Here is a 20,528-nt window from a genome sequence, read left to right on the forward strand (position 1 = left end):
CTTGTTAGTCAAATTTGACTACCTGCGTTCAGGTTAATTCCCGCTTCCTGCTCTGGTCAAACTTGATTACCGGGTGTCCCCGGGATGCGGTTCCCGGTCCTCGGTCGCGAACGGGTTCTCCTCGCCGTCGGCCAGAACGCCGACGAACGGTTCGCCCTCCCCGGCGAACGTGTACGCGCCGCCCCGGATCCGCTCGATGAGACCGCGGGTCCACTCGGCCCCGGTGTCCGCCGAGTGGACCCAGAAGTCCATGATCTCGCCGATGTGCCCCAGCTGACCGGGCCCGTCCTCGGGCGTGTAGTACTCGGTGACGGCCTTGCGCCACGTCTCGATGGAGCGCATCCGCTGCTCCAGGAGGGCGAGGGCCTCGGCACGCTCGAGGTCGACCATGAAGCCGAGCGCGGCCGAGAGCACGTCCGGCTTCTGGTCGTAGGAGGTCAGCGCCTCCCGCAGCAGCCGGAAGTACTCCTCGGTGCCCTGCTCCGTGACCTCGTACTCCGTGCGCGGAGGGCCGCCGGCCGTGGACGGGGCGACCTCGTGCGCGTGCAGCAGTCCCTGCTTGGCCATCTGCTTCAGCGCGTGGTAGATCGAGCCGGGCTTGGCGTTGGACCACTCGTGCGCGCCCCAGTACTCCAGGTCGTTGCGCACCTGGTAGCCATGGGCCCGCCCGTGCTGGCGCACCGCGCCGAGCACCAGGAGACGGATCACTGACATGCGGTCCAGGGTAGGCCGCGCGGGGTCACGCCCAGGAGCTGCCCCGTCCTCCGGCGCAGGCCGCTCAGAACGGGAAGCCGCTGCGGCCGTGCTGGACGGAGATCCACTTCGTCGTGGTGAAGGCGTCCAGCATGGTGTCGCCGTTGAGCCGGCCGATGCCCGAGTGCTTCTCACCGCCGAACGGGACGATCGGCTCGTCGTGCACGGTGCCGTCGTTCACGTGGAACATGCCGGTGTCGATCCGCTTGGCGAAGTTCACGCCGCGCTCGATATCACGTGTGTGCACGGCGCCGCTCAGCCCGTACGGGGTGTCGTTGACGACGCGTACGGCCTCCTCCTCGCCGTCGAACGGGACGAGGAAGACGACGGGCCCGAAGACCTCCTGCCGGAGCAGGGCCGAGTCCGCGGACAGGCCGGTCAGGACGGACGGCTGGACCAGGTTGTCGGTGCGGTCCCCGCGCACCAGGGCGGTGGCGCCCTCGGCAAGCGCCTGCTCGACGACACCGGACAGGGCGTCCGCCTGCCGGGAGTTGATCACCGGGCCGATGACGGTCTCCGGGTCGCGCGGGTCGCCCGCCTTGAGGGACCTGACCTTGGCGACGAACTTCTCGGTGAACTCGTCGGCCACCGCGCGGTCCACCAGGACGCGGTTGGCGGCCATGCAGACCTGCCCCTGGTGGACGTACCGGCTGAACACGGCCGCGTCCACGGCGTAGTCGACGTCGGCGTCGTCCAGGACCACCAGGGCGCTGTTGCCACCGAGTTCCAGCACCGAGCGCTTGAAGTGGGAGGCGCAGACGGTCGCCACGTGACGGCCGACCTGGTCCGAGCCGGTGAAGGAGATGACCTTCGGTATCGGGTGCTCCAGGAAGGCGTCGCCGATCTCCGCGATGTCGGTGATGAGCACGTTCAGCAGACCGCCGGGCAGACCGGCGTCCTCGAAGATCTTCGCGATCAGGGAGCCGCCGACGACCGGCGTGTTCTGGTGCGGCTTGAGCACCACGCCGTTGCCGAGCGCGAGCGCGGGGGCGACCGACTTCAGCGACAGCAGGAACGGGAAGTTGAAGGGGCTGATCACACCGACCACGCCGACCGGCACGCGGTAGACGCGGTTCTCCTTGCCGTCCACCGGCGACGGGATGATCCGGCCTTCGGGACGCAGCGCCAGGTGGACCGCCTGGCGGAGGAACTCCTTGGCGAGGTGCAGCTCGAAGGCCGCTTTCAAACGCGTACCGCCGAGCTCGGCGACGATCGCCTCGGCAATCTCCTCCTCGCGCTCCTCGACCAGCCGGAGCGCCTTCTCGAACACCGCGCGGCGTGCGTACGGATTGGTCGCCGCCCACTCCTTCTGCGCGCGGGCGGCCGCCCGGTACGCCTGATCGACCTCGTCGACCGTCGCTATGGTGATCGACGCGAGTTTCTCGTCGTCGTACGGGTTGAAGTCGATGATGTCCCAGGAGCCTGTTCCCGGGCGCCACTCACCGTCGATGTACTGCTGAGCCAGGTCGGTGAAGTACGGCGACATGTGATCCCTCGATCCCTTGCTGCATCAGCAGAGCACTGATCAGCTGCGCGGTCTGATCGAACGTCATCGTACTTATGTTTCAACCCGGTTGAAGGCGATCTCAGGACAGTTGCAGCAGTCCGCGCAGCAGGTCCCGGCTCTCCGACGGGCCCGGGCTGTCGTGCTGGAGCTCCTTGAGCGCCTTTTCGTACTGAGCCACGTCCTCGGCCTTGTCGAGATACAGCGCGCTGGTGAGCTGCTCCATGTACACGACGTCCGACAGGTCGGACTCGGGGAAACTCAGGATGGTGAACGAGCCGGACTCGCCGGAGTGGCCGCCGAGGCTGAACGGCATGACCTGCAGCCGGACGTTGGGCCGCTCGGAGACGTCGATGAGGTGTTGGAGCTGCCCGCGCATCACCGCGCGGTCGCCGTAGGGCCGGCGCAGGGCGGCCTCGTCGAGGATGACGTGGAACTCGGGGGCGTTCTCGGAGACCAGGTACTTCTGGCGCTCCAGGCGCAGCGCCACCCGCCGCTCGACATCGGCGTCACTGGCGCTCTTCATGCCGCGCCGCACCACCGCGCGGGCGTACTCCTCGGTCTGCAGCAGGCCGTGCACGAACTGCACCTCGTAGGCGCGCAGCAGCGAGGCCGCGCCCTCCAGCCCCACATAGGTGGGGAACCAGCTGGGCAGAATGTCCGAATAACTGTGCCACCACCCGGCGACATTGGCTTCCTTGGCCAGGGAGACCAGCGAGGTGCGCTCCTGCTCGTCCGTGATGCCGTAGAGGGTCAACAGGTCCTCTACATCCCTGGTCTTGAAGCTCACCCGGCCCAACTCCATCCGGCTGATCTTCGATTCGGAGGCGCGGATCGAGTAGCCCGCCGCCTCGCGCGTGATCCCCCGCGCCTCACGCAGTCGCCTGAGTTGTGATCCGAGCAGCATGCGCCGCACCACCGATCCCGGCTCTCCCGCGCTCACGTTCGCCAGCCTCCCCAACGTCTTCAGGGCCCGCAGTCTGCCACTAAAACACTTCGAGCAGTACACGTCCGGTTACGGAAACGGAATCGAGCCGCTCAGTCCGCTCAGGAAGCGGCACGGAACGGGCAGGGATGGAGCAACAAGGAGGCAAGGGAGCAGCCGGTCAGGGACGTGAAGATGACGGAAAAATTGGCCAACAAACCAGCACAGGAAGGGCGAAGTCGGTCAGCTGCACGTGCATCTGCCCTTGCATCTGCTGTTCGCATCCGAAACCATGGTCCCCGCACCACCGCCGCTCGCTACGACCGCGAATTCCCGGGAGTGCCTCGCATGGGGACGAATGGATCGACCATGCTCGAGCCGTTACGGCAGGGCCTTCCGCCGCTGAACCTCGCGGCCGCCTCCGACGCCGCCTGCTGCGCCCTCCCCGCCCGCTACGAAGCGGTCCGCGACGCACGGCAGTTCACCCGCAAAACACTCGACCAGTGGGATGTCGGCGACCGTTTCGACGATGTGTGCCTGGTGGTGTCCGAGCTGGTCACCAACGCCCTGCGCCATGCCGTGCCGGGCGGCGCGCCGAGACCGGGACCGCAGGACCCGCCGGTACGGCTGCATCTGCTGCGCTGGAGCGAGCGGCTGGTGTGCGCGGTGCGCGACCCCAGCGACGAGGGACCCGTCGCCCGCGACTCCGACGACTTCTCCGCCGAGTCCGGCCGGGGGCTGTTCCTCGTCGACTCCTTCAGCGACAGCTGGGGCTGGCACCCGCTGGCGGGCGCGCTCAGCGGCAAGGTGGTGTGGGCGCTGTTCCGGCTTCCGCGGGCTGCCGAGAGGCGGCCGGGGACCGGCGGCGTATGACGCACCTGGGCCCTTTGGCGTGTCGGGTGTCTACGCGCGTCGTCGCCACCTGGAGCCTTCGGGACCCTGAGGACCTCCTGCCGACCCTGAGCACCTTGAGCACCTCCTTCGGCCCGGAGTGTCTCCTGCAACGGTGCGCACCTCCGGGCCTTGGGGCCCCGCCGGGTCCTCAGCCCCGGACCAGGTGGTCGAACTCGCCGTCCTTCACGCCCAGCAGCATGGCCTCGATCTCCGCGCGGGTGTAGACGAGCGCCGGGCCGTCGGGGAAGCGGGAGTTGCGCACGGCCACCTCACCCCCGGGCAGCCGGGCGAACTCCACGCAGGACCCCTGCGAGTTGCTGTGCCGGCTCTTCTGCCAGGCCACGCCGTTCAGCCCGGTGGCCGCCATGCCGTTGTACACGCCGGGCGCGTCGGCACCGTCGTACACGTCACCGTCGTACACGTCGTGGTCCACAGGTCGCTCCCCGCTGGTGCACTGGCTGGTGTGGCCATTGATGCAGTGGTCAACTGACCGGGATCATAGCTTCGTTCACGTGCAGATGCATGGACAGATGCACGTGCACGCGGGGTGTTCCTGCGATTACAGCGTCGACGGTCGTGCTGTGCCCGCTTTGACGGACGCTTTACCGAAGCCCCGCTGCCTTGTAGACGCATGCGGGGGCGTTTGTGTTCCATCCTGTGCCGTTCCGGTGAAGCGGGTCGCCGAGCGTGCGAGGTATGTCACGGAGGTCTGGCCGGGTGGCGTGCGGTTCCTGTTAGCTGACGGCGGTCGTCCGGCCGGTGGGGCCGGCAACAGGCAGGGGGCTTGCAGTGACTTCGGATTCGGACGCTTTGGTGAGCTCGGTAGATGTGATCGGCTCGGTGACGTACCCGCCTACCGCGCGGGCACCGCGCGGGGCGCGGAGGGCACGCTCCCGGCGCGCGCGGGTGGCCGCCGCGGCCGTGGGACTGGCCGGCGCGCTCGCCTTGACGGCGTGCAGCGGGGACGGGTCCGGCGGTTCGGACGACTCGGCGAGCCCCACCCCGTCCGCCACGGCGACCGGGGACTCCGGTGGCGGCACGGGAGGTTCCGGGGCGAGCGGGGCCCCGGCGGGCAAGCTGGAGGGCAGCTGGCTCACCACGGCCGGGGGCAAGGCCGTGGCCCTGGTGATCACCGGCGAGAACGCGGGCCTCTTCGCCACGGGCGGTCCCGTGTGCAGCGGCAGCACGAAGGAGGACGCCGGGAGCCGGTCGATCAGCCTGAAGTGCGACGACGGGACCGAGGAGCGGGCGAAGGGCACGGTCGAGTCCGTCGACGGCACCACCCTGAAGGTCACCTGGGAGGGCGCCCTGGGCACCGAGACCTACACGAAGGCGGAGGGCGGCAAGCTCCCGACCGGGTTCCCGACGGCCGGGCTGGGCTCCTGAGCATCGCCCCTCCGGCGGTACGGCTCCTCGTCAGGTCGTCCGGTCGTCCGGTCGTCAGGCAAGGGGCGGGCGCGAGCTGACCTGGGCGTCGTCCGCCGCGCGGGCGCCCTCCTCCCATCCCGCCTCGTCGCTCACCCCGCGCAGCCGCGTGGTGGTTGTCTCCGGGAACAGACGGTCGGTCCGGTCGGTGACCGCCACCGCGCGGGAGGCGAGTACCGGGAGCAGATCGTCGCTCACCGGGGTCTCGGCGGCGGCCGCGAGCCGCGTCCCCACGCGGTGGGCGTAGGCCGCGAGGAAGGACTGCCGGAACGTCTTGGTCCGCTTCCGTCCGCCCGCGCGCTGTGCGGCCTCCGCCTTGGTCATCGCGGTGGTGGCCTGCACCAGCAGTGAGCTGTAGAGGAGTTCGACCGCCTCCAGGTCGGAGGCGAAGCCGACGACGGTGGAGAAGCCGAGGGGCTCGTTCCACACGGCCCGGCAGTGGTTGGCACGGGCGACCGCGTCCAGCAGCACCGCCTTGGCCTGCTCGTAGGGCGGTTCCACCCCGATCCGGCAGGCGCTCGGCGTCTCGGCCGAGGGTGCCCGCGCGGCGAGCAGCGCCTCGTCGACGCTGTGCCGCGCCATCAGCTCCTGCGCCTTGGCGCTGAGCGCCTCCGCCTCCTGCGGGAACCCGGTCGCCTCGGCCTTGGCCAGCAGCGCGCGGATGCGGCCGGACACGCGGGACTCCGGCCGCCGGTCCGACGGGTCCGGGGCCGCCGTCGCGTCGAGGGGTTCCAGGACGGGAAGGCGCAGCAGCAGGCGGTACAGCTCCAGTACGGCCGTGGCATACGAGAAGCGGTCGCCGCGCGGGGCGGGGGCGGGGTCCTCCGCCGCGCGTGCGTCGATCCGGGCCAGCTGGGCCTTCCAGCGCGGGCTCCGGGGCTGCTCGTCGCACGGTGCCTGCGCGCGGATCAGCGCCACGACCAGGCGCACATGGACGTCGTCCAGTTCGCGCCGGACGATCCGTACGACGTCGGCGGGCTGCCAGCCGCGCCGCCAGGCGGTCGCCACGAGCTCCTCGCCCCGCCGGGACAGTTCCCCGTCGGCCGCCGGATCGGCGGCGAGCAGGGAGGCTCCGGTGTCGAGGGCGGTGTCGCCGGTGTCGTAGAGGGCGGACCGGAAGGCACGGTCGGCGGTGCTGGACGTACTCACAGGCCGATCGTGCCATGACTCGGCGATGTCACCCCTAAGTGTCAACTTCGGGTTGACGCCCCCCAACTGTCAACTTACGGTTGACACATGACGACGAACCCCGCCATCAAGTCATCCGTCCGTCTCGACGACCTCATCGCGGCCATCAAGAAGGTCCATGAGGAGCCCCTCGAACAGCTCCAGGACGCGGTGCTCGCGGGCGAGCACCTCGGTGACGTGGCCGACCACCTGATCGGCCACTTCGTCGACCAGGCCCGGCGCTCGGGCGCCTCCTGGACGGACATCGGCAAGAGCATGGGCGTCACCCGTCAGGCCGCCCAGAAGCGCTTCGTCCCCCAGGGGGGCAACGACCTCGACCCGAGCCAGGGCTTCAACCGCTACACGCCCCGCGCCCGCAACACGGTCATGACCGCACACAACGAGGCCCGGGCCGCGCGCAACACCGAGGGCCTCCCCGCGCACCTGGTCCTCGGCCTGCTGGCCGAGCCGCAGGGCCTGGCGGTCAAGGCGGTCACCGAGCAGGGCGTCACCGTGGACGCGGTCCGCGAGGCCGCCCGCGCGGCGCTCCCGCCGGCCGCCGAGGACGCGCCCGAGCTGGTGCCGTTCGGCCCGGCGGCCAAGAAGGTCCTGGAGCTGACCTTCCGCGAGGCCCTCCGCCTCGGCCACAACTACATCGGCACCGAGCACGTCCTGCTGGCGCTCCTCGAGCACGAGAACGGCGAGGGCCTGCTCAGCGGCCTCGGCATCGACAAGGCGGCCACCGAGCGCCACATCGCCGAGATGCTGGCCCAGTACGTCGAGACGCGCACGGAGGACGAGCCGGCGCAGGAGGGGTGATCCGGCCGGACCCCTGAACCGGTGATTCCGCGCCCGCGCGAAACGGTGAAACCCCTGGCCAGGGCCGATTGTCAGACCCTCCTGCCACACTCGCAGCATGACCGACCGGTGGGCACTCACTCCGGCCGAGGAAGGCGGCGTTGACGTGGCCCCCCTCGGTCCGGACGGGCTGCCCGTCGGCCCGGTGCGGCGGGAGGCGGACCTCGCCGAGGCCGTGCGGAGCCGTCCCGGAGTCACGCGGTGGGTGTGGCGGTCCACCGCCGAGGTCTACCCGCGCCTGCTCGCCACGGGGGTGCGAGTGGAGCGGGGATACGACATCGAGGCCGCCGAGACCCTCCTCCTCGGTCATGAGGGGCGGTACGGGGAACCCCGTTCGGCCGCGGCCGCACTCGCCCGGCTGCGCGGCGGCCCCGTACCGCCCGATCCGCCGCAGCGCCAGGCCGAACCGGGCGCCCAGTCACCGCTCTTCGAACCCCGGGGCACGTCCCTGCCACTGACCGACCTCCTTGCCGTCTACGCCGAGCAGCAGCGGCGGACGGACGCCACCGCGCACCCGGACCGGATGCGGCTGCTGACCGCGGCCGAGTCGGCGGGGATGCTGGTGGCCGCCGAGATGAACCGCGCGGGGCTGCCCTGGCGGGCGGACGTGCACCGCGCGGTGCTGCACGACCTGCTCGGCGAGCGGTACGCGGGCGGTGGCGAACCCCGCCGGCTCGCCGCGCTCGCCGACGAGGTGTCCGCCGCCTTCGGCCGCCGGGTCCGGCCTGATCTGCCGGCCGATGTGGTCAAGGCTTTCGCGCAGGCCGGCATCAAGGTGTCCTCGACCCGCCGCTGGGAGCTCGAGTCCGTTGACCACCCGGCCGTCAAACCGCTGATCGAGTACAAGAAGCTGTACCGGATCTGGGTCGCGCACGGCTGGTCCTGGCTGCAGGACTGGGTGCGCGACGGCCGTTTCCGGCCGGAGTTCCTCGCGGGCGGGACGGTGACCGGCCGCTGGGTGACCAACGGCGGGGGCGCCCTGCAGATCCCCAAGGTGATCCGCCGAGCCGCCGTCGCCGACCCGGGCTGGCGGCTCGTGGTCGCCGACGCCGACCAGATGGAGCCGCGGGTGCTGGCGGCCATCTCCCGCGACCCCGGGCTGATGGAGGTGGCCGGGCGCGAGACCGACCTGTACCAGTCGGTGTCCGACCGTGCCTTCTCCGGCGACCGCGCACAGGCCAAACTCGCCGTTCTCGGCGCGGTCTACGGCCAGACCTCCGGCGACGGCCTGAAGAACCTCGCCGCGCTCAGACGCCGCTTCCCCCAAGCGGTGGCCTACGTCGACGAGGCCGCCCGCGCCGGCGAGGAGGGCCGGCTCGTACGGACCTGGCTGGGCCGCACCTGCCCACCGGCGGCCCGTGCGACGGACGACGCGGCGGAGGAGGCGGGCATCCCGCTCGCGGAGGAGGACCAGGCCGCCGACGCCCGCCAGTGGGTCCCGGGCTACGCCTCGACCAACGCCCGCGCCCGTGGCCGCTTCGCCCGCAACTTCGTGGTTCAGGGCAGCGCCGCCGACTGGGCCCTGCTGCTGCTCGCCGCGCTGCGGCAGACCCTCGCCGGCATGGCGGCCGAACTGGTCTTCTTCCAGCACGACGAGGTGATCGTGCACTGCCCCGAGGAGGAGGCGGCGACGGTGGCGGAGGCGATACGGCAGGCCGCCGGCCTGGCCGGCCGGCTGACGTTCGGGGAGACACCGGTGCGGTTCCCGTTCACGACGGCGGTGGTGGAGTGCTATGCCGACGCCAAATGATCAGCCCGCCGCCCGGGACCCGGCCAGCAGCTCCCGCAGTTCCGCCACCACCGCCTGCTCGTCCGTCCTGTCCAGCGCGTCGACGTCATGGCCGTCCGGAGCCCCACCCGCGTCGGTGGTGCAACCGGCGTTCCGCTCGACCAGGGTCACGATGTTCTCCAGCTCCCGGTCGCCCCAAGCAAAGGCTGCCGCGGCGTCGGCGAACGGGGGCACGGTGTCGAGGTGGGCCGTGTGCCCGGGCGGCTGGGACAGTGTTGGACGACGCCGGTCATCCAGATCCAGGCCGGGTTCGACGATCGCGGCGAGGGCGCGTTCGGCGACGGCGGCGTACCAGCGCAGGGCGGTGTCGGCGGCGTCCTCGCGGGAAACGGCGGCCGTGTCGGCAGCGGCGCGTTCACGGGCGAAGTCGCGGACCAGGTCGTAGGGGACATAGCGGCCGTACGCCGTCTCCTCCATGAGGGCCACATCGACCAGCCGGTCCAGCGCGGCCCCGGCCCGGCGCTCGTCGGTGCCGGTGAGCCGGGCGATCAGGGGCGCGGAGTAGCCGGGCAGGTCGAGCACTCCGAAGCAGCACAGGGCGCGGGCGGCGTCGCGGTCGGCCTCCCGCTCGGAGCCCCTGAGCGCGTCGTGCGCGACGGCCAGCGAACGGCGGACGCTCAGGTCGTCGTACTCCAGGTGGGGCAGCCGGCTGTCGCCGGCGGAGAGCTCCCTGGCGAGCGCCTCCGGAGTGAGGGCCCGGCGCGCGGCGAGCCGGGCCGCGACGACCCGCAGGGCCAGCGGAAGCCGGCCGGTGAGCGCGACCAGCGGATGACCGGCGTCGAGCCCTTCCCGGCCGGAGACCGCCCGCAGCAGGGCAGCACTGTCCTCGTCGGACAACGGGGCGAGGAGGACGCGGGCGGCGCCGTCGAGTGCGGTCAGCGGCGAGCGGCTGGTGACAATCACGGCGCAGCCGGCGCCCGCCGGCAGCAGCGGCCGTACCTGCGCGGCGTTGGCGGCGCCGTCCAGCACCAGGAGGGTGCGGGTGGGCGCGAGCAGGGAACGCAGCAGTGCGGCGGCCGCATCCGGGTGTTCGGGGATGGCGCAGGGATCGGTTCCGAGGTTGCGGAGGAGCGCGGTAAGGGCCTGGGCGGGGGTGAGGGGCGTCATCCCCGGGGTCGCGCCATGCAGGTTGACGTAGAGCTGACCATCGCTGAAACGTTCCTTCAGTGCATGGGCGACCTGGAGCGCGAGCGCGCTCTTGCCGACCCCGGCGGTCCCCCCGATGAGGGTCACGGCGGGCACGTCGCTCCGCTGCGGGCGGGTGAGCGCACGGATCAGCCGGTCCCGGGCGACCTCGCGGCCGGTGAAGTGGACGGGGGGCGGGGGGAGCTGGGCGGGGCGCGGCGGGGTGGTGCCGTTGCCGTCGCCCCGGTCCTGGCCCTCCCCCTGATCGTGGCCGTGTCCCGGATCGCCGCCTTCATGCCCCCGATCGCCGCCCCTCCTGCCCCGCAGCACCTCCACATGGGCTTCGCGGACCCCCGGCCCCGGTTCGATGCCGAGCTCGTCCGCCAGCCGGGCCCGCAGATCGCGGTGGACCACCAGCGCCTCCGCCTGGCGGCCGGTGCGGTGCAGGGCGAGCATCAGCTGACGGTGGTACGCCTCCCGCATCGGATGCTCGGCGGCCAGCGCCGCCAGCTCGGGAACGAGATCGGCCAGGCGCCCGCCGCCGAGGGCGAGTTCGGCGTCGTACCGCCACTCCAGGAGCAGCAGCCGCGCCTCGGACAGCCGCCGCACCAGGGCGTATCCGCCGGCCTCCGGAGCCAGCGCGCCCAGCGGGGTGCCCCGCCACAGCGCGAGCGCGGACGTGCACTCGCGCTGCACCCGCTCCCAGTCCCGCGCGGTGTGCGCGGCGCCCGCCGCGGTGGTGTGAGCGTCGAAGAGCTGCACGTCCAACTCGCCGTCGCCGACCCGCAGCACGTACCCCGTGGGCACGGTGACCAGCCGCGCGGGATCGTCGAGCAACCGCCGTAGCCGGGCCACGTGATTGTGCAGGGAGGGCTGCGCAGAGACGGGTGGCGACGCGCCCCACATCGCCTCCTTCAGCACCTCGAGGGAGACGACGCGCCCGGCGTCGAGCAGCAACACGGCCAGCAGGAGGCGGAGTTTGGGGCTTCGGATCTCCCGGACGCCGCCGGGGAGCTCACGTCCGTCCCCGCCCTCGTACAGAACCGGCTCCCCCAGCAGTCCGAACCGCAGCCCGCCTCGTGTCACGCCGCACCACTGCCTTCCGGGTGACTGGGGACTACGACCATTGGCCACATGTTAGCGATCCGTTGGCAAGTTCTGATGTGATCACTACATCGGACCCGGCCCGGGGGTGCGCGCGTAGAACGCGCAGCTCGGGGGAGTGTCGCCGTCGCGGCCCGGTCCGGGTACGAGGGTTCCCGGTCGACAAGGTGAACGACCGGGCCCTCGGCCTGTCTCCACCCCGGCAGGTCAGATGACCGGTGGCCGTCCGAGCCGGGTGAGCCGCGCCACCGTCCGCCAGCGCATGGCCCGCCGCTCCCCGGCCGGCTCCCGCCACCCCTCCACGAACCCGCCGAACCAGGCACGCAGCCCGCGCGCGGAACGGTTCCGCGCCACGGTGAGCAGCATCCACACGCCGAGATGCACGGGCACAAGCGGCAGCGGCAGCCGCCGCCGGGCCAGCCAGACCCGGTTCCGGGCGTTCACCCGGAAGTAGATGGCGTGCCGGGCGGGCGAGGTCTTCGGGTGCTGGAGCAGCAGTTCGGGCGCGTAGAGGATCCGCCATCCGGCGTCGATGGCGCGCCAGGCGAGATCGGTCTCCTCGTGTGCGAAGAAGAACTCCCCCGGCCAGTCGCCGATCTCGTCGAGCATCTCCATCCGCAGCGCGTGCCCGCCCCCGAGAAAGCCGGTGACGTAGCCGCCCTTCATCGGGTCCGCGTTCCCGAGCCGGGGCACGTGCCGCTGCTGGGTCTCCCCCAGCTCGTCGGCGATCCGGAACCCGACAACCCCGAGCCGCTCGTCCGCGGCGTACAACTCCTGCACGCGGCGCAGCACATCGGCGTCGACGAGCAGACCGTCGTCGTCCAGCTCGACGACGACGTCCACATCCCCGAACTCCCGCAACCGCTGGATGCCCACGTTCCGCCCGCCGGGGCAGCCGAGGTTCTCCTCCAGTTCGACGGTGGTGACCTCACCGGGCAGGGACAGCCGGCGGGCGAACTCGGGCAGCGGACAGCCGTTGCCCACGACGACGATCCGCGCGGGCGGCACGTCCTGCTTGGCCACGGACTCCAGCAGCGCGTCCACCTCGGCCGGCCGGTTCCCCATGGTCACCACGGCGACGGCGATCCTCGGCGTCGTCTCCATGCCCTCACCCCAACTCGACCGGCCCTCTGTGACGCGCGATGCTAGCCGTTCACGGTAAGGACGCCTTAAGTACGCACGACGGTAGGGCACTCGGCACGCCGGCCCGCGCCGCACCCGCCCACCCGCTGCCGGACAATACCGGTTCACCGGTCGCACCGGGCGGCGCCGACAACGAACTCCCAGGCCAGCGATGGAGCCCTTCGGTAGGGCTATGAACCGGCCTACAAGCTCGGTGGCATTGCCCAGCAGGCCTCACATCGTCACGCTTGGTGATCACAGAGGAGCTGTACCCCGCGAGTCGATCCACCACCTGTCCGGCCAACCTGACCGTCGCAGGGTCACCCCGCAATAACAAACCTTTTGTTAAAATGGCTTCCATGGCCACGACCCTTGATCCCGCTCCCGGTGAAGGCCCCATCCGCCCGGTCTCCGTCTCCCTCCACGAGGGCACCATCGCGGCCCTCAAGGCGCGTGCCGGTCGGCGGGGTATGTCCGCCTACGTCGAAGCACTCATCCAGCGACAGTTGGAGCGCGACCGGCTCCGCGAACTCATCGAGGACGCCGAAGCCGAACACGGAGCCGTCGACCAGGCCGCGGTCGAGGCCAAGCGGGCCATCCTGCGCGATGACGCAGCCGGCTCGGCGGACACCGCGTGAGCGGCACCCTCGTCCTCGACTGCGAGGGCCTGTCCAAACTCGTACGCCGCACACCCGAACTCACCGAATGGCTGGCCGCGGCCGAAGCCGAGGACATCCGCGTCGTCACCAGTTCGGTCACCCTCGTCGAAGCCCGCGACCCGAAGACGAACCAGGCCCGCTTCGACTACGCCGCCTCCCGCGTCAACATCGTCCCGCCCACCGAAGCCATCGCCCGCCACGCCAGCAAACTGCTCGCCGCAGCCGGAATCCACGGCCACAAATACGCACTCGACGCGATCGTCGCCGCCACCGCACTCGCTTCACCCGCCCCGGTTACCGTGTTGACCTCGGACCCCGAAGACCTCCACATGCTGTGCGGGCACGGCGTCCGCGCGGTCAAAGTTTGAATCGCACCGAACCTCATGCCTGAAGCACCTGCGTTAAACGTGTTGCAGAAGGCCCTCGGATCGCACAGCGGCTCGTAGGCGAGATGAACGGGCACTGCGAGCCACCGCGAAACCGGACAAACGCAGTGCTCGACAGACCAGACCGCGAGGCAGAGGGTCACGACGTGTCCGGGTAGGCGCCGACGGCACCGGCCGAGTGAAGCACCCTGGTTGCGCTCCCCTACCTCGACAACCCGCAATCTGGCAAACCGTCAGGAGCTCAACAGAAAAGACCAGGTCAGAAGGCATCTGACCTGGTCTCCTCAGTGGAGCCGCCTTCGGGATTCGAACCCGAGACCTACGCATTACGAGTGCGTTGCTCTGGCCATCTGAGCTAAGGCGGCGTGCTGTGTGCACCATGGTGCGATCAGCGACGTCGGTAAGTCTACACAGTTTCCGAGGGTGCTTCGTACCGGCCCCGGGGGCGGGCGGCGGGGGCTGTCTCCGGGGCCGGTGGCACCGCTATGAGCAGCGCTTTCCGTGCTTCGGCGGGGTGTCGGCGAGCAGGTAGGTGTTGATCGCGGAGTCGATGCAGGCGCTGCCCCGGCCGTAGGCGGTGTGGCCGTCGCCGTCGTAGGTGAGGAGGCGGGCCGAGGAGAGCTGGCCGGCCAGGCCCTCGGCCCAGCGGTACGGAGTCGCCGGGTCCCGCGTGGTGCCGACGACGACGATCGGGGCCGCGCCCTTCGCCTCGATGCGCCGGGCCTCGCCCGTGGCCGCCACCGGCCAGTACGCGCAGATCAGGGAGGCCCATGCGAGGCCCTCGCCGAAGACCGGGGAGGCCTTCTGGAAGTCGGGGAGGGCCGTTCGTACCTGGTCCGGGGACGCGAAGGCGGGCGGGAGGTCCAGGCAGTTCACCGCCGCGTTGGCGAACATCAGGTTGGCGTACTCGCCCTCGGCGTTCCGCTCGAAGTAACTGTCGGAAAGGAAGAGGAGTCCGGCGCCGTCGTTCTCCCGCATGGCCGCCGTCAGGGACTCGCGCAGCTGCTGCCAGGCGGCCTCGTCGTACATGGCGGCGATCACCCCCATCGTGGCGAGCGACTCGGTGAGCCGGCGGCCGTCGGCGTCGCCGGTGGGGAGGGGGCGGGCGTCGAGGTCGTCGAAGAACGCCTTGAGGTTCCTGCCTGCCTGCCCGGGAGTCGTGCCCGCGTCGCCGAGGGGGCAGTCGCTCTGCCGGACGCAGTCCTTCGCGAAGGCGGTGAACGCCGTGCCGAAGCCCTCCGTCTGTTCGAGGTTGAGCCGCCGCGCGGGCAGCGAGGGGTCCATCGCGCCGTCCAGGACGAGACGGCCCACGCGCTTCGGGAACAGTCCGGCGTAGGTCGCCCCCAGGAAGGTGCCGTACGAGGCGCCCACGTAGTGGAGCTTTTTGTCGCCCAGCGCCGCCCGCACGATGTCCATGTCCCGGGCCGCCTCGACAGTCGACACGTGGCGCAGCAGCTTCGGCGCGTCCGCCCCGCAGCCCTCGGCGAACTTCTTGTACGCCGCGACCAGCGCTTCGCTTTCCTTCGCGTCGTCCGGCGTGACGTCCGTCGTCGTGTACGCGTCCATCTCGGGCCCGTCCAGGCACTCGACGGGTTCGCTGCGGGCGACGCCGCGCGGGTCGACGGCGATCATGTCGTAACGGGCGCGCACGGCGGCCGGGTAGCCGATTCCGGCGTACCCCTGGAGGTAGCCGACCGCCGAGCCGCCCGGTCCGCCGGGGTTGACCAGGAGCGAGCCCAGACGCTTGCCCGGGCCCGTGGCCTTCTTGCGGGCGACGGCGAGACGGACGTCACCGGCGGCCGGTTCGGCGTAGTCGAGCGGGGCGTTCAGCGTGGCGCACTGGAAGCCGGGGGCGCCGCAGTCGCGCCAGGCCGGCTTCTGCTCGTAGTACCGCGTGAGCGCGGCGGGTGTGGAGCGGGGCAGGGGGGCGAGGGCCGCTGCTGCCGCCTCCTCCTCCGCCGAGCTCGCCGTACTCGCCGAGCTCCCTGAGGAGCAGCCGGCGGCGAGCAGCGCGACGGCGGCGAGCAGGGTGGCTCCGGTACGGGTCCCACGAGGGGTGCGCCTTGAGTGCATACAGCGATCGTAACTGTACGCAATGGAATGGAAGCTCTGCGCGCACACCGTGCCTCGTACGGGTTACGGCGTCAAGCAGCCGCAGCGGCTGGGGCGCCGGGTGTGGGTCAGCCCGATCTGAGCGCCATCGTCATCGCCTCCACCGCGAGCAACGGGGCGACATTGCGGTCCAGGGCCTCGCCGCAGGCCGCGATCGCCTCGATGCGGCGGAGCGTGGACTCCGGGGTGCTGCCGCGGGCCAGGCGCTCCAGCGCGTCCTGGGCGTCCGTGTTGGCGATGGCGATGCGCGAGCCGAGCTGGAGGGCGAGGACGTCGCGGTAGAAGCTGGTCAGGTCCGTCAGCGCGACGTCGAGGCTGTCGCGCTGGGTGCGGGTTCTGCGGCGCTTCTGCATGTCCTCGAGGTCCTTGACCACGCCCGCCGTGCCGCGCGGCAGGCGTCCGCCCTGGGCCGCGCCGAGCGCCGCCTTCAGCTCCTCGGTCTCCTTGCCGTCCGTCTCCTCGGCGAGCTGCTTGGCATCCTCGGCGGCGGCGTCGACGAGTTCCTGGGCGGCCTTGAGCGCGCCGCCGATGTCCTCGACCCGCAGGGGCAGTTTCAGCACCGCGGCCCGGCGGGCGCGAGCCGCGGGGTCGGTGGCGAGGCGGCGGGCCCGGTCGACGTGGCCCTGGGTGGCGCGGGCGACGGCGGCGGCGACATCGGGCTCGATGCCCTCACGCCGTACGAGCATGTCGGCGACGGCGGCCACCGAGGGCGTGCTCAGGTTGAGGTGGCGGCAGCGGGAGCGGATCGTCGGCAGGACGTCCTCGATGGAGGGCGCGCACAGCAGCCAGACGGTGCGGGGGGCGGGCTCCTCGACGGCCTTGAGGACGGCGTTGGCGGACCTCTCGTTCAGCCGCTCGGCGTCCTCGACGAGGATCACCTGCCAGCGGCCGTTCGCCGGGGCGGTGAACGACTTGCGGACGGTGTCGCGCATGTGGTCCACGAGGATCTGGGAGCCCACAGCGGCGATCGAGCTGACGTCGGCGTGCGTGCCGACCAGTGCGGTGTGGCAGCCGTCGCAGAAGCCGCAGCCGGGGGCTCCGCCGAGCGCGCGGTCGGGGCTGACGCACTGGAGGGCGGCGGCGAAGGCGCGCGCCGCCTGGTTGCGTCCCGCGCCGGGCGGGCCGGTGAACAGCCAGGCGTGCGTCATCTTCGACGCCTCGGGCGGGGGCGCGTCGGCCGCCGCGGCGGTGACGAGCGCGTCGGCGTCCCGGACGGCGGCGGCGAGCTGGCCGCTCACCCGTTCCTGCCCGACGAGGTCGTCCCATACGGTCATGGGCCGGCCCTCCCTTCCGTCGCGTCCGTCATGTCTGCCGTACGGGATCCATTGTGCGGGTGGGCACTGACAAGCACCGACAAGCACCGACAGGCGTCAACAACGTTCGTGATCACAACACCTAGCGCCTGCGGCCCCGGCCGCCGCCGCGGCTGCCGCCGTCGTCGTCGTCGCCGTGCTCCTCGTCGTGCGGGCCCAGCAGTTCGTCGGCCAGCGTCGGCAGGTCGTCCAGGGGGGTCTCCTCGGCCCAGTCGGAACGCTTCCGGCGCCGGCGCGGCGCCGGCTCGGATCCGACCTGCGGCAGTTCGCGCGTGCGGTCGTCGCGGCCGTCGGAGGCATCGGATCCGCCGGGAGCACCGGGTCGGTCCGCCGGGTGCTCGTCCCGGAAGTAGCCGGGCGGAACCCGGTCCGCGGACCCCTGCTCGTCACCGCGCACGGGCGGCAACACCGCGGTCTCGTCCGCCGCACCCGGCGGAACGGGCGGCAGCACCGCCGTCTCATCCGCGGCACCCGGCGGAACCTGTGGCTGGGGCATCTCGGTCGTCACCTCGGCGTCGGACACCCCCGCACCGGACCGTCCGGACCGCTGTCCGCCGTCCTCGTCCGGAACCCGCGGCAGCACGGCCGTCTCGTCCACGGGTCCGCCCGACGCGTTCGTCGGCGTCACCACCGGCGTCGGCACGGTCACCGCGTCATCGGCTCCCGGCCCGGAGGTTCCAGGGCCGGAGGTCCCAGAGCCGGAGGTTCCAGGCCCGGACGGCCGTGCGGCGTCGGGGCCGCGCGTCGGCTTCGGCGGTCCCGCCTCGGCCGCGGCCGCCGCCTGTTCGGCCCTCCGCCGGGCCTCCTCCGCGCGCTGCAGCGCCTCCTCGGCCTTGCGCTGCTTCTCCAGGCGCAGGGCCTCAGCCTCGGCGCGCAGCCGCTCCTCCTCCTCGGCCTGCTTGCGGCGGCGCTCCTCCTCGGCCTTGCGGCGGGCCTCCTCCTCGGCCCGCGCCTTCTCCTCGGCGAGCAGGCGCTGACGCTCCTCCTCGGCACGTCGGCGCGCTTCCTCGGCGCGCTGCCGGGCCTCCTCCGCCTGCCGCTCGGCCTCGCGCCGCTGCGCCTCCTCCAGCTCGCGCTGCTTACGCTCCTCCTCCTCGGCGCGCAGCCGCGCCAACTGCTCCTGGCGCTCGCGCTCCAGACGCTCCTCCTCGGCCTTGCGGGCCGCCTCCTCCTCCGCCTTGCGGCGGGCCTCCTCCTCGGCCTTGCGGCGTGCTTCCTCGCGGGCCTCGATCTCGGCCTCGGACAGCGGCATCACCTGGTCGAGCCGGTGCCGGATCACCGTGGTGACCGACTCCGGCTCCTGACCGGCGTCGACCACCAGGTAGCGGCCGGGGTCGGCGGCGGCCAGGGTGAGGAAACCGGCCCGCACGCGCGCGTGGAACTCGGCCGGCTCCGACTCCAGCCGGTCCGGCGCTTCCGTGAAGCGTTCCCGCGCGGTCTCCGGGGCGACATCCAGCAGCACCGTCAGGTTCGGGACGAGCCCGTTGGTCGCCCAGCGGTTGATGCGGGCGATCTCGGTCGGGGACAGGTCGCGCCCCGCGCCCTGGTAGGCGACGGAGGAGTCGATGTACCGGTCGGTGATGACGACCGCGCCGCGCTCCAGGGCGGGCCGTACGACGGTGTCGACGTGCTCCGCGCGGTCCGCCGCGTACAGCAGGGCCTCCGCGCGGTGCGAGAGACCGGCGCTGGAGACGTCCAGCAGGATTGACCGCAGCCGCTTGCCGACGGGGGTCGCGCCGGGCTCGCGGGTGAGGACGACCTCGTGGCCCTTGGCCCGGATCCACTCGGCGAGGGCCTCGGCCTGGGTGGACTTGCCGGAGCCGTCGCCGCCCTCCAGGGCGATGAAGAAGCCGGCGCCGGCGGGCGCCTGGGCGGGGTCGTCACCGCCGAGCAGGGCGTCGCGCAGATCCTGCCGCAGCGGCACCCCGGAGCGGTCGTCCACCTTGGCCAGCACCAGCGCGGCCACCGGCAGCAGCAGCGCGCCGACCAGCATCAGCGTGAATGCCGCACCGCCGTGCGCGAAGACGAACCGGCCGTTCTCCAGCCGATGGGGGCCGATGACCGCGGCGACCAGCGGGGCGACGACCGCGCCGAGCGCCACCAGGACGCGTACGACCGCGTGCAGATGCTCGGTCGTCCTGACCCGGCGCTGGTCCTCGGTCTCCTGGTCGAGCAGGGTGTGGCCGGTGTTGGCGGCCATGCCCGCGCCGATGCCGGCCAGCGCCATGATCAGCAGCACGCTGGTGACGTCCGGCACGAGCCCGGCGGCCAGCAGCGCGACACCGGTGAAGGCGAGGGAGAGCGCGAGCAGCCGGCGCCGCGACAGGGCCGGGAGCAGGGCGGGCGCCGTACGGATGCCGATGACGACGCCGCCGGTCAGCGCGCCCACCATCAGGCCGTAGAGCACGGGGCCGCCGCCCAGGTCCCTGGCGTGCAGCACCGACACGGCGACGGCGGCCGACACGGCGGCGGCGACGGACGCGGAGGCCAGCACCAGCAGCGGCAGCGCCCCCGTGCGGCCCTTGTCGGGACCGGCGGCGCTCCTGGGGCGGCGCAGGCCTTCCAGCGGCGAGCGCGGGCGGGGGGTGCGGGTGTCGGGCAGTTCCAGGAAGGTGACGACGGACAGGGACGCGGCGAAGAGTCCGGCCGCCACATAGGAGGCCAGTGCGGCCTGGTGCTGGCCGAACCATGCGATGCCGGTGCCGAGCACGTTGTTGAGCAGGGCCGCGACGACGAGCGTGACGGCCGCGAGCGGTATCGCCACGAAGCTCGTGCGCAGCGACAGGCGGCGCAGCGCGTCCATGTGGTCGGGCAGCGGCCGCACGGTCGCGCCCTCGGGCGGTGGGGCGGGCAGCAGCGCGGGCGCGGCGCTCTCCCGGCACACCGTCCAGAACCGCTCGGCGACACCGGCCACGAAGGCGGTGACGAGGAGGACGGCCAGCGCGTTCTCGGGCGTCCAGTCGATCCACAGGGGCGCCACGATGAGCAGCGCGGCGCGCAGCCCGTCGGCGCCGACCATGGTCCAGCGGCGGTCCAGCGGCCCATCCTGCGAGGTCAGCGAGGTGAGCGGTCCGAGGAGTACGGCGCCGAACAGCAGCGTCGCCAGGATGCGCACCCCGAAAACGGTCGCCACTGCGAACGCCGCGCCCCGGTACCCCCCGCCGAACGCCCCTTCGGCGACCGCCGCCTGAAGGGCGAGGAGGATCAGCACCAAGAGGGCGAGGACATCGCCGACCCCGCCCACGAGCTGCGCGCTCCACAGCCGTTTCAGCTGCGGCCGGCGCAGCAGGGCGCGGACGGCACGCTCGCGGGAGTCCGCGACAAGGGTGTCGTCGGGGGCCGGTTGAGGGGCCGTTGGCTGCTCGGCTCGCGTCATGCGTTCAGCCTATCGG

The 20,528-nt window shown here is 72.1% G+C and carries 15 protein-coding genes, 1 tRNA gene and 1 pseudogene; 6 read left to right on the forward strand and 11 right to left on the reverse strand.

The genetic code is table 11. The annotated features are described in order from the left end of the window. Positions 1–66: 66 nt before the first annotated feature. The 3 genes from AB0L56_RS04800 to AB0L56_RS04810 form a co-directional block, all read right to left on the reverse strand. Positions 67–714 (reverse strand): PadR family transcriptional regulator, encoded by a 648-nt coding sequence (locus AB0L56_RS04800; protein ID WP_361035499.1) that lies wholly within the window; start codon positions 712–714, stop codon positions 67–69. Positions 715–778: 64 nt separating this feature from the next. Then, positions 779–2,239 carry an aldehyde dehydrogenase family protein gene (locus tag AB0L56_RS04805; RefSeq protein WP_365419011.1) on the reverse strand — a complete coding sequence of 487 codons (1,461 nt, stop codon included), beginning with the start codon at positions 2,237–2,239 and terminating at the stop codon, positions 779–781. A 100-nt stretch (positions 2,240–2,339) separates the two neighbouring features. Then, the gene (locus AB0L56_RS04810; RefSeq protein ID WP_361035626.1) at positions 2,340–3,164 is read right to left on the reverse strand and encodes a helix-turn-helix transcriptional regulator; all 825 of its coding nucleotides are present in this window, start codon (positions 3,162–3,164) and stop codon (positions 2,340–2,342) included. Between the two features lie 387 nt (positions 3,165–3,551). On the opposite strand from AB0L56_RS04810, the gene AB0L56_RS04815 reads away from it, so the two are divergent. Beyond that, positions 3,552–4,055 carry an ATP-binding protein gene (locus AB0L56_RS04815; RefSeq protein ID WP_365419014.1) on the forward strand — a complete coding sequence of 168 codons (504 nt, stop codon included), beginning with the start codon at positions 3,552–3,554 and terminating at the stop codon, positions 4,053–4,055. Between the two features lie 169 nt (positions 4,056–4,224). Here AB0L56_RS04815 and AB0L56_RS04820 read toward each other — a convergent pair whose 3' ends face one another. Then, complete coding sequence (locus AB0L56_RS04820) at positions 4,225–4,509, reverse strand: DUF397 domain-containing protein (RefSeq protein WP_361035490.1); 285 nt, start codon at positions 4,507–4,509, stop codon at positions 4,225–4,227. A 407-nt stretch (positions 4,510–4,916) separates the two neighbouring features. On the opposite strand from AB0L56_RS04820, the gene AB0L56_RS04825 reads away from it, so the two are divergent. Then, positions 4,917–5,462 carry a hypothetical protein gene (locus tag AB0L56_RS04825; RefSeq protein WP_365419016.1) on the forward strand — a complete coding sequence of 182 codons (546 nt, stop codon included), beginning with the start codon at positions 4,917–4,919 and terminating at the stop codon, positions 5,460–5,462. A 54-nt stretch (positions 5,463–5,516) separates the two neighbouring features. Here AB0L56_RS04825 and AB0L56_RS04830 read toward each other — a convergent pair whose 3' ends face one another. Beyond that, on the reverse strand, positions 5,517–6,650 hold the full coding sequence (locus AB0L56_RS04830; protein ID WP_365419019.1) for a DUF2786 domain-containing protein: 1,134 nt from the start codon (positions 6,648–6,650) through the stop codon (positions 5,517–5,519). 87 nt (positions 6,651–6,737) lie between these two features. Between AB0L56_RS04830 and AB0L56_RS04835 the strand changes: the two genes are divergently transcribed. Together AB0L56_RS04835 and AB0L56_RS04840 are read left to right on the forward strand one after the other, a co-directional pair. Next, entirely contained in the window at positions 6,738–7,487 is a 750-nt protein-coding gene (locus AB0L56_RS04835; RefSeq protein ID WP_365419021.1) for a Clp protease N-terminal domain-containing protein, read from the forward strand. A 97-nt stretch (positions 7,488–7,584) separates the two neighbouring features. Next, positions 7,585–9,276 carry a bifunctional 3'-5' exonuclease/DNA polymerase gene (locus AB0L56_RS04840; RefSeq protein WP_365419024.1) on the forward strand — a complete coding sequence of 564 codons (1,692 nt, stop codon included), beginning with the start codon at positions 7,585–7,587 and terminating at the stop codon, positions 9,274–9,276. 126 nt (positions 9,277–9,402) lie between these two features. On the opposite strand, the pseudogene AB0L56_RS04845 reads toward AB0L56_RS04840, so the two are convergent. Both AB0L56_RS04845 and AB0L56_RS04850 read right to left on the reverse strand, forming a co-directional pair. Then, a pseudogene (locus AB0L56_RS04845) lies at positions 9,403–11,499 on the reverse strand (BTAD domain-containing putative transcriptional regulator); the annotation flags it as partial. Positions 11,500–11,751: 252 nt separating this feature from the next. After that, on the reverse strand, positions 11,752–12,648 hold the full coding sequence (locus AB0L56_RS04850) for a glycosyltransferase (protein WP_365419026.1): 897 nt from the start codon (positions 12,646–12,648) through the stop codon (positions 11,752–11,754). Positions 12,649–13,025: 377 nt separating this feature from the next. Here AB0L56_RS04850 and AB0L56_RS04855 point away from each other — a divergent pair, with 377 nt between their 5' ends. Together AB0L56_RS04855 and AB0L56_RS04860 are read left to right on the forward strand one after the other, a co-directional pair. Beyond that, on the forward strand, positions 13,026–13,304 hold the full coding sequence (locus AB0L56_RS04855; RefSeq protein WP_361035475.1) for a hypothetical protein: 279 nt from the start codon (positions 13,026–13,028) through the stop codon (positions 13,302–13,304). Beyond that, positions 13,301–13,693 carry a PIN domain-containing protein gene (locus tag AB0L56_RS04860; protein WP_365419030.1) on the forward strand — a complete coding sequence of 131 codons (393 nt, stop codon included), beginning with the start codon at positions 13,301–13,303 and terminating at the stop codon, positions 13,691–13,693. Before AB0L56_RS04855 ends, AB0L56_RS04860 begins: the two co-directional genes overlap by 4 nt. Before the next feature lie 306 nt (positions 13,694–13,999). Here AB0L56_RS04860 and AB0L56_RS04865 read toward each other — a convergent pair. From AB0L56_RS04865 to tmk, 4 genes are all read right to left on the reverse strand, one after another. Continuing rightward, positions 14,000–14,076, reverse strand: a tRNA-Thr gene (locus AB0L56_RS04865). 118 nt (positions 14,077–14,194) lie between these two features. Further along, complete coding sequence (locus tag AB0L56_RS04870) at positions 14,195–15,784, reverse strand: alpha/beta hydrolase (RefSeq protein WP_365419033.1); 1,590 nt, start codon at positions 15,782–15,784, stop codon at positions 14,195–14,197. 107 nt (positions 15,785–15,891) lie between these two features. Next, positions 15,892–17,097 (reverse strand): DNA polymerase III subunit delta', encoded by a 1,206-nt coding sequence (locus AB0L56_RS04875; protein ID WP_361035466.1) that lies wholly within the window; start codon positions 17,095–17,097, stop codon positions 15,892–15,894. Between the two features lie 121 nt (positions 17,098–17,218). Then, on the reverse strand, positions 17,219–20,512 hold the full coding sequence (gene tmk, locus AB0L56_RS04880; protein WP_361035463.1) for a dTMP kinase: 3,294 nt from the start codon (positions 20,510–20,512) through the stop codon (positions 17,219–17,221). Positions 20,513–20,528: the final 16 nt, after the last annotated feature.

Source organism: Streptomyces sp. NPDC052079, from assembly GCF_040680275.1.
Taxonomy (GTDB): Bacteria; Actinomycetota; Actinomycetes; order Streptomycetales; family Streptomycetaceae; genus Streptomyces.